Below are 13497 nucleotides of genomic sequence, written 5' to 3' on the forward strand. Positions count from 1 at the left end.
TGCGCGATCAAACACGCATCGGCATGACGACATAAACCGCGCTCTGATCATTGCCTTCGCGCATCAAGGTCGGATCGCCGGCCGAGTTGAACATGAACACCGCATTCTCGCGATCCACTTGGGATGCGATTTCCAGAAGGTACTTGGCGTTGAACCCGATCTCGAGCCGCTCGTCACCATAGGCCACGGCCAGCTCTTCCTCGGCCGCACCGCTGTCGGGAGCATTGACCGACAAGATCAAGCGGTCTTCTTCCAGCTGCAATTTCACCGCGCGTGAGCGTTCGGACGAAACTGTCGCAACCCGGTCCACGGCTTGCGCGAATTCGGATGCATCCACCTCCAACCGGCGGGTGTTGCCCTGCGGGATCACGCGCGTGTAGTCAGGGAAGGTACCGTCGATCACCTTCGATGTCAGGGTGATGTCGGGCGTGGCAAAACGCACTTTGGTTTCGCTGACCGACACGGCGATATCCATCTCGTCATCGTCCAACAGCTTGCGCAGCTCACCCACGGTCTTGCGCGGTACGATCACGCCCGGCATGTCCGCCGACCCTGCGGGAAGCTCTGCATCGATACGGGCCAGGCGATGGCCATCGGTGGCCACGGCACGCAACACCTTGCCGCCGTCGGCGTCGGTGACGTGCAGGTAGACGCCGTTCAGGTAATAACGGGTCTCTTCGGTCGAGATCGCAAATTTCGACTTGTCGAACAGGCGGCGCAGCATTCCCGCGGGCGCGGTGAAGTTCGACTGATACTCGGACGAGGCCATAACCGGGAAATCTTCGCGCGGCAGTGTCGCCAATGAGAAGTTGGACCGACCGGCATCGACCGTCAGGCGACCGGTTGCGCTGTCAGCGGTCAGTGTCACAAGTGCCCCGTCAGGCAGCTTGCGCACGATCTCGTGCAGAGTGGTCGCGGCGACGGTGGTGGCGCCTGCGCGCTCGACCTGAGCGGGGGCCTTGTCGACAACTTCGATATCCAGGTCGGTGGCGCGGAATTGGACGCTGTCACCTTCGGCTTCGATCAGAACATTCGCCAGGATTGGGATGGTGTTGCGGCGTTCCACAACGGATTGGGCCTGAGACACGGCCTTGAGCAGCGTGCCGCGTTCGATGCTGATCTTCATAATCCCTACATCCTTTTCTTGGGCCAGTGAGATGGCCGGGACAGGCACCCTAACGGGTCAGGCCTGCGGTACAAGTTTTTTCATGGATTTGTCCGCTGGAATGCAGGGGGCGTCAAGGCCCGCGTGGCCGATCAGACACAGATCGCGCCAAAACGTTGGCCTCAGCCCACAGGCAGACCGCCAAGAGGTCACAAAAAAGGCCCCGACGCACTGTTCGGGGCCTTTGTGTAAGGGATGGTTGTCGGGCTTACGCCTCGAGTGCGCGGCGCAGCATCTCGACGTCTTCGGCGATCTGCCCATCGGTCAGTTTCAACTCCTCGATGCGCTTGACGCCGTGCATGACCGTGGTGTGGTCACGCCCGCCAAAGCGGCGGCCGATCTCGGGCAGAGAGCGGCTGGTGAGCTGCTTGCACAGATACATCGCCACCTGACGCGGGCGCGCGTATGAGCGCAAGCGCTTGGGGCCGATGATGTCGCTGAGACGGATGTTGTAGTAGTCCGAGACCTTGCGCTGGATCTCCTCAACCGTGATCTTGCGCTCGGACGCACGCAGCACATCGGCCAGGCAGTCCTGCGTCAGATCCATGTCGATCTCGCGCCCCACCAGCGAGGCAAAAGCAAAGAGACGGGTCAGGGCACCTTCGAGCACACGCACGTTGGTCGAGATCCGATGGGCCAGGAACTCCAATACACCATCGGCGATCTCGAGATCGGGGTAGGTGATCTTGTGCTGTTGAACCTTGTTCTGCAAAATGCCCAACCGCAGTTCATAGTCGGTGGGGTGCAGATCAACGACCAAGCCGCACTGCAGGCGTGATTTCACGCGATCTTCAAGATCCTTGATCTCACCAGGGGCGCGGTCGGCCGAGATGATGATCTGCTTGTTCTGATCCACCAGCGCATTGAAGGTGTGGAAAAACTCTTCCTGCGTGCTGTCCTTGCCGGCGATGAACTGCACGTCATCGACCATCAGAACGTCGACCGATCGAAACAGATGTTTGAAGTCCATCATACGGCGTTCGCGCAGGGCTTGCACAAAGCGGTACATGAACTGTTCTGCTGACAGGTACAGCACATTCAGGTCCGGGCGTTTCGATTTCAGTTCCCAGGCGATGGCGTGCATCAGGTGCGTTTTACCAAGGCCAACGCCGCCATACAGAACCAGCGGGTTGAAGGTCACTGGGCCGCCTTCGGACACGCGGCGCGCAGCGGCATGGGCCAGTTCGTTGGGCTTGCCGACAACAAAGCTGTCAAAGGTAAAGCGTGCATCCAGCGGGGCGGCCTGCAGAGAGTCCAGCGGTTCGAACGCGCTGCTTGTGGCACGAGTTTCGGTCTGCGCAGCAGCAGCAGGCTTGTCTTCGGTAGAACGCGGTGCGGCCTTCGTCGTTGACGCGGGGCGGGCCGGAGAATTCGCCGCAACACGAAATGCAATGCGCTGAACGGATTCGCCCGAGCTGTTCAACTCGTACAGGATAAGGTCAGCAAAGTTCTGGCTGACGTAATTCCCCATGAAGTTTGTCGGAACCGTAAAGACTGCAACCCCATCGTGCAGTTCCTGGAACTCAAGCGGTTCGATCCAGGTCGAGTAGTTGTTTTGTCCAACTGTCTTGAGCAGTTTTTGACGGAGTTGTCCCCATTTTTCTTGTGTCATCCAGCGCCTCACGCGTCCCATCATCAGCGGCCATTCAGCCTGTTATTACCCATCCAATTCACCGGACCAGTCCCGGCGGCGATTACACACAAAGGTATTGTGCACCGACGCGCTAGCATCGGCGTCGTACAGGCCAGAACCCGCACGAAAACAACCAACAAAGACAAACATCCGCCTTATGACGACGGATTGCGCATCCTCGTTACCCGTTACACTCATTTTCGACAGGGCTAGGGTGTTCCACGAAACCCATAGCAGACCGATCATGCCGAGATGTCCCGACGATCAGCAATCGCACTGCACTTTCTCTGATGCCTGTCAGATCTTGTGCCTTGCTGCCTGTCCCCCCAAGCGAGTGAATCGCTGAAACAGTGGTAGCAAGTCCGGGTGCGGAGCGGCAACGAAACTCTGATGTTGACTCTGCCTTTGGGGACAAAGAATCTCTCGCGCTCGCAGCAACGGGGCATCCTTGCAACAGGCGCAAAAAAAGGCGCTGCCAATGGCAACGCCTTTACACAAAACGCTTTTGTGCGAGTCGCGAATTAACCCAGGGCTTTGACCCGGGCTGCCAGGCGCGACACCTTCCGCGATGCGGTGTTTTTGTGGAAGACACCTTTGGACACACCACGCATCAGCTCGGGCTGAGCGGCCCGCAAAGCAGCGGTTGCGGCTTCTTTGTCGCCCGATGCAATTGCTTCTTCGACTTTACGCAGGAAGGTGCGGATGCGCGAACGACGGGCTTTGTTGACGGCAAAGCGGGTTTCGTTCTGACGGGCGCGCTTTTTTGCCTGGGGCGAATTTGCCATGGTTTTCTGACCTTTATCTCGGTTCGGTTTGTTCAAGTTAGCGCAATGCCAAGCCCAATCCGGGTATAAGGTCACCGGTGTGATTCTAGCCAGAGCGGGCCGCACGCGCATATATTGCGGCGCTATCTAGCCAAGTTTGCCCGGAATGCCAAGCCGATTCTGCGCCTGGGCCCCCGAAACGAAACGGGCAGGTCAATGACCTGCCCGCTCCCAAGAAGTGATTCCATTACGCGACGTCATTTGTCGCGGAACTGCGCCTCGCGTTTTTCCAGGAAGGCGGCCATGCCCTCTTTCTGGTCTTCGGTGGCAAACATCGAATGGAACACGCGGCGTTCGAACAGCAGACCCTCGTTCAGGGTCAGTTCGTAGCTGCGGTTCACTGCTTCTTTGGCCGCCATCGCTGACAGTTGCGATTTCTCGGCAATCTTCTGGGCCGCAGCGGTCGCTTCTTCGATCAGCTTTTTGGCGGGAACCACTCGGCTTACCAGGCCCGAGCGTTCGGCCTCTTCGGCGTTCATGAAGCGGCCAGTCAAGTTCATGTCCATCGACTTGGATTTGCCCACAAAGCGGGTCAGGCGCTGCGTGCCGCCAATGCCTGCGATGACGCCCAGATTGATCTCGGGTTGGCCAAACTTGGCGGTATCAGAGGCGATGATGAAATCGCACATCATGGCGAGTTCGCAGCCGCCGCCGAGTGCGTAGCCACCGACAGCTGCGATGATCGGCTTGCGCACAGCTGAAATGCGGTCGCCGATGGTGCCGAACAGGTCTTCGGTGTAAACTTCGACAAAGGATTTCTCCGACATTTCCTTGATGTCGGCACCTGCGGCGAACGCCTTTTCCGATCCCGTCAGAACGATGCAGCGCACCTTGTCGTTTGCGTCAGCCTCTTCCAGAGCTGTGCAGAGCTCTCCGATCAACTGGGCATTCAACGCGTTCAATGCATCGGGGCGGTTCAGTTTCACGAGGGCTACGTGGTCTTCAACGTCGACGATGATCGTCTCAAAGGCCATGGAGATGTGCTTTCGGTTGTTCCGTTCTGGACCGATTCCTTACCACGAGGGGAAGATGGTTCAAGTTATCTTTGGCATTGCGAACAGTAGAAAGATGAGCGTCCCGATTGGGTGATTCTGCTCACTGTTCCAGTGCAGTCGGGGGTGCGACAGGCCTCTCCCTCGCGGCCATAGACGTCAAAGCTGTGCTGAAAATATCCAAGCTCCCCATCAGCTTGGCGGAAATCCTTGAGCGACGATCCGCCCGCGTCGATCGCATCAGACAGCACCTGCCGGATGATTGGAACAAGGGCGGCAACGCGGGTAGCGGAAATTTTTCCGGCTTTGCGACGTGGCGAAATTCCGGCGCGAAACAATGCCTCGCAAACGTAAATATTGCCCAAACCTGCGACGATTCCCTGATCCAGCAGTGCGGATTTGACCGGCGTATTCTTGCTGCGGAACGATTCAACCAGATGTTGTTCATGGAAATCATTGCCCAACGGCTCTGGCCCCAGCACCGACAGCAGCTTGTGGTCAGCCGCCGTCGCGGTCGGCAGCAAGTCCATCGCACCAAATCGGCGGGGATCATTGAACGTGACCCGCGCACCGTTGGCCATGTGGAACACCACATGATCGTGCTTTTCCGGCATGGGGTGGTCATGCACGAACTGTCCCAGGGGATCACCCGACACCGTCATGCGCCCCGACATGCCCAGATGTATGAGTAGCGTCTCACCCGTGTCCAGATCCGCAAGGATATATTTGGACCGCCGCCCCAATCGCTGCACCCTCGCGCCGGTCAATCGCTCGGCCATCCGCTCCGGGAAAGGCCAGCGCAGATCCGGGCGGTTGACGTCAGCCCGCTCGATCACCTCGCCCTCCATCGCGGGGGCCAGGCCACGTCGGACGGTCTCGACCTCGGGCAGTTCAGGCATTATGGGACTCCCAATTCCAAAGGGCCGCATTGTGCCCGTGTTCCAACGCCCTATAACAGGGGCGAAATCAGAAAACGGCAAGGCCCATGTCCGAGAACAGTCAAAAGACCACTCACTTTGGTTTCTCCGAAGTTCCCGAAGGTGAAAAGGCCGGGCGCGTCCAGGGCGTGTTCAACTCGGTGGCCAGCAAATATGACATCATGAACGATGTCATGAGCATGGGCATCCACCGGGTGTGGAAAGATGCCATGATGGATTGGCTGGCGCCGCGCCCCGGACAAAAGCTGTTGGATGTTGCGGGCGGCACCGGCGACATCTCGTTCCGGTTTTTGGACCGTGCCGGCCACGGGCACGCCACGGTACTGGACCTGACCGAACCGATGTTGGTCGAGGGTCGCAAACGCGCCGAGGCATCGCATCTGGCCGACAGTCTGGATTGGGTGGTGGGCGACGCCATGTCCCTGCCGTTCGAGGACAACACATTCGACGTCTACACGATCTCGTTCGGCATTCGGAACGTGACCCGCCCGCAAGAGGCGCTGAACGAGGCGTACCGCGTTCTCCGCCCCGGTGGCCGCCTGATGGTGCTGGAGTTCAGCCAGTTGCCCAACGAAGGGCTGCAGAAACTCTATGACCTCTACAGCTTCAACGTCATCCCGCGTATGGGGCAGGCCATCGCCGGGGATTACGACAGCTATCAGTATCTGGTGGAATCGATCCGCAAGTTCCCGGACCAAGAGACATTCCTGAGCATGGTGCGCACAGCGGGCTTCGGCAATGCCAAATACCGCAACCTGTCGATGGGTATTGCGGCGCTGCATTCCGGCTGGAAGCTCTAAGACATGCGTGGACCTCACAACATCATTCGCCTGATCCGTACAGGCGCAACGCTCGAGCGGACGGGCGCCATGAATGTGGTACTCGACGCGTTCGAGGCCCCGCCGCTCTTGCGCTTTGTAGCGCATGCTTTGGGCAAGCCGTTTCAGTGGCTTGGCTACAAGGGCGACCCTGACATGCCCCCGGCGACCCGTGCGCTGACGGCGCTTGGTCCGGCTTACATCAAGTTTGGTCAGGTTCTGTCGACTAGGCCGGATGTGGTCGGCGATGAGTTGGCAGAGCAGCTGCGCGTGTTGCAGGACAAGCTGCCCCCGTTCCCAAGGGACGAGGCGATGGCCGAGGTTGAACGCGAGCTGGGTCAACCCATCCCCGAGATATTCAGCGAATTCAGCGAGCCGATCGCGGCTGCCTCAATCGCACAGGTGCACAAGGCGACGCTGGCGACCACGGGTGACGAGGTTGCGGTCAAAGTTTTGCGTCCGGGGATCGAAAAAGCGTTTCGCAAGGATGTGGATGCCTTCTATCTGGCTGCCCGCATCGTCGATCTGTTCGCCCCCGGCGCGCGCCGTTTGCGCCCGATGGAGGTGATCGAACATTTCGACGGTGTTGTGCGGGGTGAGCTCGACCTGCGGCTGGAAAGCTCGGCCGCGTCCGAGTTTACTGACAACACCAAGGATGATGGCGGGTTCCAACTGCCCCCTGTGCGTTGGTCCCTGTCCTCGCGCCGCGTGATGACGCTGGGGTGGGCCGATGGGGTGCCACTGGGTGACAATGACGCGATTGATGCCGCTGGTCACGACCGCGTTGATCTGGGTGAGCGGGTGCTGCGCCTGTTCTTGATGCACGCGCTGCGCGATGGGTATTTCCACGCCGACATGCATCAGGGCAACCTGAAGGTCGCGCCCAATGGTGACATCATCGCCTATGACTTTGGCATCATGGGCCACATCGACGAATACACCCGCCGGGTCTATGCCGAAATCCTGTTTGGCTTCATCCGCCGCGACTACAAACGCGTCGCCGAGGTTCATTTCGAAGCCGGATATGTTCCCGCCAACCAGGACGTAGATGAATTTGCCCGTGCCCTGCGTGCGGTGGGTGAGCCGATCTTTGGCATGGACGCCACCCAGATCTCGATGGGGCGGTTGTTGAACTACCTGTTCGAGGTGACAGAACGCTTTGGCATGGAAACCCGAACCGAGCTGATCCTGCTGCAACGCACCATGGTGGTGGTCGAAGGCGTGGCTCGGTCGCTGAGCCCCCACATCAACATCTGGGACGTCGCACGGCCCGTGGTCGAAGACTACATTAAACAATCCATCGGCCCCCGAGCCATCGTGTCCGATCTTTCCAAGACGGCTATGGTCTTGGCCCGCTTTGGTCCGCGTTTGCCTGCATTGGTTGAAAAGGCCCTGATCGCGCAATCAGTCGAAGATGAGCCGAAGCCAAGGTCCTTTCAAAGCCGCGTCTGGTTGGTTCTGGGCGGCGCTGTTGTTGGCGGTGTGTTGGTGATTTTGGCGGACGCACTGTTCTGAGCTGAAATCGTGCTAGGGTTCGGGTCATGCCGAAACCGAACCCATATCGCCCTTTTGAGCCAGACCCCGATCAGGTTGCACGACAGCCCGCAATCAGTGGAAACGAGATCAACGGATTGGGCGAGCCTGAGCCGCGTAACCCTGCGATGGTCTATTGGGCACCGGACCCGATGGACATTCCACACGGCCCTCTGCAGTTATATTTTTACACCCAATCGGCCAAGGAACCGGCGTTTGCCGAGCAACGTGCCGAACGGCAGAAAATCCTGGATGCGGTTTTGCCCGACTTGGCACCAGTTGCAGTCTCAAAGCCACCAGCAGAGTGGACAACGGGGCTAGACCAGTTTGTGGCGGATGGTGTCTGCGAGATGACCGGCGTGGCTGAAATGCAGCCCGATTGGGTTTTTGACGGCTATGACATCCCGCAGTCGCGGGTCATCATTCTGGGCGTGCAACACGACTATGGCGAAATTTCCGCAGCACCTGAACCGCGCGCGGGGCTGGAGGTCATGACCCAATACGCCCGCGCGGCTTTGGCGGCCAAGACTGTGGCAGGCTGGATCAGGGAACAGGGGTGGGCGGCTGAAGCCGTTACAGGCCCGATGACCGGGGCCTTGGCGATGATCCCACCTGCATTGGCCTGTGGGTTTGGCGAATTAGGCAAGCATGGCTCGATCATCAATCCGGAACTTGGTGCCTCATTCCGCCTATCTGCGGTTCTGACTGATGCACCGTTTGAGCCGACCCCAGCCCAAGATCATGAAATCGATGCCTTCTGTCAGAGCTGTCGGATTTGCGAGGATGCCTGCCCACCCGAAGCGTTGTCGCCTGACAAGAAAATGGTTCGAGGGACGCGCAAATGGTACGTGGACTTCGACAAATGCCTGCCGTTCTTCAACCAGACCCACGGCTGCGCGATCTGCATCGCGCAATGCCCCTGGTCGCGGCCCGGCGTGGGGTTGAACTTGGCCGTTAAGTTAGCCCGGAAGAAGGAAAGGGCCGCGGCTGAATGACCGCGACCCTAGCCAGAAAAGTTTAATTGAATCAGAGACGTTCCAGAGCGATGGCGATGCCCTGACCGCCACCGATGCACATGGTGACCAGCGCCTTGGAGCCACCTGTGCGCTCCAACTCATAGAGCGCCTTGAGCGTGATGATCGCGCCGGTTGCGCCGACCGGGTGTCCCAGGGCAATCGCGCCGCCGTTGGGGTTCACCTTGGCCGCGTCCAGACCCAGTTCCTTGTTCACCGCCAAGGCCTGCGAGGCGAAGGCCTCGTTGCTTTCGACGACGTCGAAATCATCTGCCGAGAGGCCCGTTTTAGCCATCAGGTTCTGCACTGCCGGAACCGGGCCGATGCCCATCACTTCGGGGCGGACACCGGCGTGGGCGTAGCCCAGAACGCGGGCCTTGGGTTTCAGTCCGGCCTTCTCTGCTGCGTCGGCTGTGGCGAAGACCATCGCCGCTGCACCATCGTTAATTCCGCTTGCATTTCCGGCAGTTACGCGACCGTCCTTCTTGAAGACAGGGCGCAAGCCAGCAAGAGCTTCGGTCGTTGTGGCCTTGGGGTGTTCATCCACCATGAAGTCGACCATGTCGCGTTTGACCTTGACCTGCACAGGTGTGATCTGGCTGTTGAAGTGGCCTGCCTCAATGGCTGCCGCTGCGCGGGTCTGGCTGGTCATTGCGAACTCGTCCATCTGTTCGCGGGTGATCTGGTGTTCGTCCGCGACGTTTTCCGCCGTGACGCCCATGTGGCCGGTGCCGAACGGGCAGTTCAACGCGCCCAGCATCATGTCGAGCGATTTGACGTCGCCCATTTTCGCACCCCAACGGGCCTGTTGCATGATGAAGGGGCTGCGCGACATGCTTTCGGCACCACCTGCCAGGGCGAAGTCGGCATCCCCCAGCATCAGGGATTGCACTGCAGACACAATGGCTTGCGCGCCCGATCCACACAGGCGGTTGACGTTCATCGCGGGCGTGCCATTGGGAATGCCCGCCTGCATGGCGGCCACGCGGCTGAGGTACATGTCGCGGGGTTCGGTGTTGATCACGTGGCCAAAAACCACATGGCCGATCTGCGCGCCCTCAACCCCGGAACGCTCTAGCGCGGCCTCGGTGGCGACGGTGGCCAGGTCGATGGGGGCGGTCGAGGCAAGCGCCCCGCCAAAGGTGCCGATGGCGGTGCGGGCACCGTCCAGAATCACGATGTCGGTCATAATGTCTCCTCTCGATTTGGCGGTATTATGCATGTGCAGCACGGGCCTGTCTGCGGGAACGTGCCGTCATCAAAATGGCGGAAAACCCGTGTGCACACCCCGTGCACAATGCGTGCACTACCCGTGCACCGGTTTTACGCGGCTCTTTGCAGTCCGCACGCGTCCACCAGCCCGGGGTGATCCGGCCCCCATATGCGTTCGATGTCGCGGTTCATATGGGCGCGTTCCAGTCGATCAAGCTCGATCAACGCGGCCTGTACGTTGCCGCGGTGTTGGCGCATGGCCTTGGCCCAGATCCGTTCGGCTGATTTCACCGACCAGCTGAGCATGGCGCGCTGAAGCCAACCGCGCAGCTCGGGCGGGAGACGATCAAAGCGGGTCATCGGGGCGGCCTTGCGGCGCCGGAGGGAGGAGGTGACGTTTCTGCGCATAAGAAGTGTGTAATGTTATTACGTAACGCGTATCTATCGACCGCGGCCAGAGTTGACAAGAGCGGCAAAAGACGGGCAGAGACTCCGTTATGACGGAGAATGCAGACGATATCCTGACACGCTTGCCCGCGCGCCTGAAAGAGGCACGCCGGGCGCAGGGTCTGTCGCTGGAAGCGGTGGCGAATCTGTCGGGCGTTTCCCGCTCGATGGTCAGTCAGATCGAGCGCGGCGAAAGCAGTCCCACGATTGCAACCCTGTGGAACCTGACGCGCGCGTTGCAGGTGGATTTTGCCGGGTTGCTCGAAGATGGCGAGGCCACGGACAAGATCGAGGTTCTGCGCGCGTCAGATGTGCCCAGTATCGACAATATGGGGCAGGGGTGTCGCATTCAGATCCTGTCGCCACCCGAAGAGGCCGGCGGGCACGAGGTGTATGACATTCGGTTCGAAGCGGGGGGCGCGCTGAACAGCCAGCCACACACGCGCGGCGCCAACGAGCAGCTGACGGTGCTGGAGGGGGCGGTGCGGGTCACATCCGGCAGCGCGAGCAACACGCTGAACGCCGGGGACACCGCGCGCTATGCGGCGGATATCGCCCATTCCATCGAAGCTGGGGATCAGCCGGCGCGCGTCTTTCTGATCGTCAAGAACGCTTAGGACCAGGTCCAGCTGTTAAGGTGGTCCCCGCCAAAGAGGAGGGGGTTCTCTTTGACGGGGGAGGCCAGGCTGGGTGTAGCGGCAAAGCCTGGCCATTGGTCAGATCGCCAGAAAACACGGCTTGCTGACCAGTCCATCGGCGCGCCTGCGTGAGCAGGGATACGTATTCAACGTGCTCGACCTACAAACTGGGGGGTGGTCGAAGACGTCAATGCACCGATGAAATTCTGTATGTAAAATTCACTATAAAGGTAGTGCGGATCGCCGATTGGTCGAAACATCCGGTCCTGGATTGTGATCCGCGTGTGTTCAGGGTCCCCAATGTATCATGTTTCCTGGTGCAGTTGGACGTTGAGTCCGGGTCAACGCAACCGGGAAAAGCAACCAGTGGGGTCAAAGGGCAAAAGTGAGCAATTTCACGCCTATGCAATCAGGAGTTGTTGGCGAAATCTGGCCCGTTTCGCATTCTCGGCGATGGCTATGGTTAGATCTTTTTCGCTAACCGGCGTCAATTTGATGGGTTTTTCCACAATAAGTATGCATCATACTGCGGTTGAGAGGAGAGTGACATGTCCGAACCTTTGGGGGAGTTGGAGGATTTACCGCAGGCGTATCGCGATGAGTTGAAGCAGGCGGGGGTGGCGCCGCTCTGGCCGATGATGCGTAATGTGCTGCCGCACGGCGCGCCGCAGCCGGTGACGCAGGCGGGGTATTGGAACTATGACGCGTTGCGGCCCTTGTTGCTGAAAGCCGGAGAACTGACGCCGGTGGAAAAGGCCGAACGCCGGGTGCTGGTGCTGTCTGATCCGGGGCGTGGGACGGGCGCGATGCAGGCGACGGCGTCGATCTATTTGGGGATGCAATTGTTGCTGCCGGGCGAAAGCGCGCCCGCGCATCGGCACACGCCCTCGGCCGTGCGGATCATTGTTGAGGGGACGGGCGGCTATTCGGTGGTCGACAGCGAGCGCCTGCCGATGGAAGAAGGCGATCTGGTTCTGACGCCCTCGGGCGAGTGGCACGATCACGGACACGATGGAAATGAGCCGGTGGTGTGGCTGGATGCCCTGGACCTGCCGGTGTTTGTGCAGCTTGAAGGGTCCTATGCGGTTGAGGGCGACTTGCAGCCCCAACGCAACAGGCCGGACGCCAGCGAGGTCGAGTACAAGGCGGCGGGTCTTGCCCCTACCCGGAGGCCAGGTCACCGCGCCCGCCGCTTTCCGATGTTGCGCTACCCCTGGACCGGGACCGAGGCGGCGTTGCGCCAGATGTCGGCCTATGGTGGGGATGAGATTGCGGAGCTGGACTATGTCAACCCCGAGACAGGAGAGGACATTCTGCCGACGTTGGGGTTCACGGCGATGATGTTTGGTGCGGGGCAGTCGCAGAAGCCGCCCTTGCGGTCCTCATCCTGTGCGTTCCATGTGATCAAGGGGCATGGCCGGACCGAGGTTGACGGGCAAGTGATCGACTGGGGGCCAAAGGACACGTTCACGGCGCCGGTCTTTGCCGCTATCTCTCATCAGGCGGAGAGCGAGGCCTTTGTGATCCGCATTCATGACCGTCCGCTACAGGACAAGCTTGGCTACTATGAGGAGCGCGCGCGATGAGCGACAGCCTGTTTTCCCTGCCCCAGACCCCCGGCATTCCAGTGAATGGCGAAAGTGCCACCTATCCAATCGGGCGGATCTTCTGCGTTGGTCGGAATTACGCTGCCCATGCAGCCGAGATGGGGAACGAGGTGGACCGCGAGGCGCCGTTTTATTTCACCAAATCCGCGCCGAATGCGATTTTGTCGGGCGCGACGGTGCCGTACCCTCCGGGCACCGAAAACTTTCATTACGAGATGGAATTGGCCTTTGCGATCGGCAAGCCGGTGTTTCGCGCCGATAGCGGGCAGGCGTGGGATGCCGTGTACGCCTATGGCTGTGCCTTGGACATGACGCGGCGGGATCTGCAGATCCGTGAGCGGAACAAACAGCGTCCCTGGGATCTGGGCAAGGATGTTGAAAACGCTGCCGTGTTTGCTCCGCTGACGAAGGTGGACGGGTGGTCTCCGGATGACGCCAAGCGCATCCATCTGTCGGTGAATGGTGAGGTCAAGCAGGACGCCACCCTGGAAGAGCTGATCTGGAAGATCGACGAGATCATCTGCCATCTGTCGGGGTTCTATCATCTGCGGCCGGGTGATCTGATCATGACCGGGACGCCTGCAGGTGTTGGGCCGGTTGTGGCGGGTGATGTGATCGAGGGCGGTATTGACGGGCTGGATCCGATTGCCCTGAAGTTGAGCGAGGCGGAGTAGGCC

General features: G+C 59.9%; 13 protein-coding genes. 6 read left to right on the forward strand and 7 right to left on the reverse strand.

Annotation, left to right across the window (positions count from 1 at the left end; all coding sequences use genetic code 11):
- Positions 1-7: 7 nt before the first annotated feature.
- The 5 genes from dnaN to mutM form a co-directional block, all read right to left on the reverse strand.
- Complete coding sequence (dnaN, locus tag TRL7639_RS00370; protein ID WP_085796185.1) at positions 8-1126, reverse strand: DNA polymerase III subunit beta; 1119 nt, start codon at positions 1124-1126, stop codon at positions 8-10.
- 247 nt (positions 1127-1373) lie between these two features.
- Positions 1374-2777, reverse strand: a complete 1404-nt coding sequence (dnaA, locus tag TRL7639_RS00375; protein WP_085793843.1) for a chromosomal replication initiator protein DnaA — start codon at positions 2775-2777, stop codon at positions 1374-1376.
- Between the two features lie 542 nt (positions 2778-3319).
- The gene (rpsT, locus tag TRL7639_RS00380) at positions 3320-3583 is read right to left on the reverse strand and encodes a 30S ribosomal protein S20 (RefSeq protein WP_085793844.1); all 264 of its coding nucleotides are present in this window, start codon (positions 3581-3583) and stop codon (positions 3320-3322) included.
- A 236-nt stretch (positions 3584-3819) separates the two neighbouring features.
- The gene (gene acuK / locus TRL7639_RS00385; RefSeq protein ID WP_085793845.1) at positions 3820-4596 is read right to left on the reverse strand and encodes an acryloyl-CoA hydratase; all 777 of its coding nucleotides are present in this window, start codon (positions 4594-4596) and stop codon (positions 3820-3822) included.
- 65 nt (positions 4597-4661) lie between these two features.
- Positions 4662-5513: a bifunctional DNA-formamidopyrimidine glycosylase/DNA-(apurinic or apyrimidinic site) lyase gene (gene mutM / locus TRL7639_RS00390; RefSeq protein WP_085793846.1), complete on the reverse strand. Its 852-nt coding sequence runs from the start codon at positions 5511-5513 to the stop codon at positions 4662-4664.
- An 86-nt stretch (positions 5514-5599) separates the two neighbouring features.
- Here mutM and ubiE point away from each other — a divergent pair, with 86 nt between their 5' ends.
- From ubiE to TRL7639_RS00405, 3 genes are read left to right on the forward strand one after another with little or no spacing between them, the layout of a single operon-like run.
- Positions 5600-6352: a bifunctional demethylmenaquinone methyltransferase/2-methoxy-6-polyprenyl-1,4-benzoquinol methylase UbiE gene (ubiE, locus tag TRL7639_RS00395; RefSeq protein WP_085793847.1), complete on the forward strand. Its 753-nt coding sequence runs from the start codon at positions 5600-5602 to the stop codon at positions 6350-6352.
- Between the two features lie 3 nt (positions 6353-6355).
- The gene (gene ubiB, locus TRL7639_RS00400) at positions 6356-7885 is read left to right on the forward strand and encodes a 2-polyprenylphenol 6-hydroxylase (protein ID WP_085793848.1); all 1530 of its coding nucleotides are present in this window, start codon (positions 6356-6358) and stop codon (positions 7883-7885) included.
- 26 nt (positions 7886-7911) lie between these two features.
- Positions 7912-8898: a 4Fe-4S dicluster domain-containing protein gene (locus TRL7639_RS00405; RefSeq protein WP_085793849.1), complete on the forward strand. Its 987-nt coding sequence runs from the start codon at positions 7912-7914 to the stop codon at positions 8896-8898.
- Between the two features lie 31 nt (positions 8899-8929).
- On the opposite strand, the gene TRL7639_RS00410 is transcribed toward TRL7639_RS00405, so the two are convergent.
- Together TRL7639_RS00410 and TRL7639_RS00415 are read right to left on the reverse strand one after the other, a co-directional pair.
- On the reverse strand, positions 8930-10105 hold the full coding sequence (locus TRL7639_RS00410) for an acetyl-CoA C-acyltransferase family protein (protein ID WP_085793850.1): 1176 nt from the start codon (positions 10103-10105) through the stop codon (positions 8930-8932).
- Between the two features lie 134 nt (positions 10106-10239).
- Positions 10240-10536: a DUF6525 family protein gene (locus TRL7639_RS00415; protein WP_085793851.1), complete on the reverse strand. Its 297-nt coding sequence runs from the start codon at positions 10534-10536 to the stop codon at positions 10240-10242.
- 89 nt (positions 10537-10625) lie between these two features.
- Between TRL7639_RS00415 and TRL7639_RS00420 the strand changes: the two genes are divergently transcribed.
- The 3 genes from TRL7639_RS00420 (at position 10626) to TRL7639_RS00430 (ending at position 13494) form a co-directional block, all read left to right on the forward strand.
- A complete protein-coding gene (locus TRL7639_RS00420; protein ID WP_085793852.1) occupies positions 10626-11192 on the forward strand; it encodes a helix-turn-helix domain-containing protein in 567 nt (188 codons plus the stop codon).
- 569 nt (positions 11193-11761) lie between these two features.
- Positions 11762-12799: a cupin domain-containing protein gene (locus TRL7639_RS00425; RefSeq protein WP_085793853.1), complete on the forward strand. Its 1038-nt coding sequence runs from the start codon at positions 11762-11764 to the stop codon at positions 12797-12799.
- The gene (locus tag TRL7639_RS00430) at positions 12796-13494 is read left to right on the forward strand and encodes a fumarylacetoacetate hydrolase family protein (protein WP_085793854.1); all 699 of its coding nucleotides are present in this window, start codon (positions 12796-12798) and stop codon (positions 13492-13494) included. The genes TRL7639_RS00425 and TRL7639_RS00430 overlap by 4 nt, the downstream gene beginning before the upstream one ends.
- The last annotated feature ends 3 nt before the right edge of the window (positions 13495-13497 follow it).

The sequence above is a fragment of the Falsiruegeria litorea R37 genome, assembly GCF_900172225.1.
GTDB lineage: Bacteria > Pseudomonadota > Alphaproteobacteria > Rhodobacterales > Rhodobacteraceae > Falsiruegeria > Falsiruegeria litorea.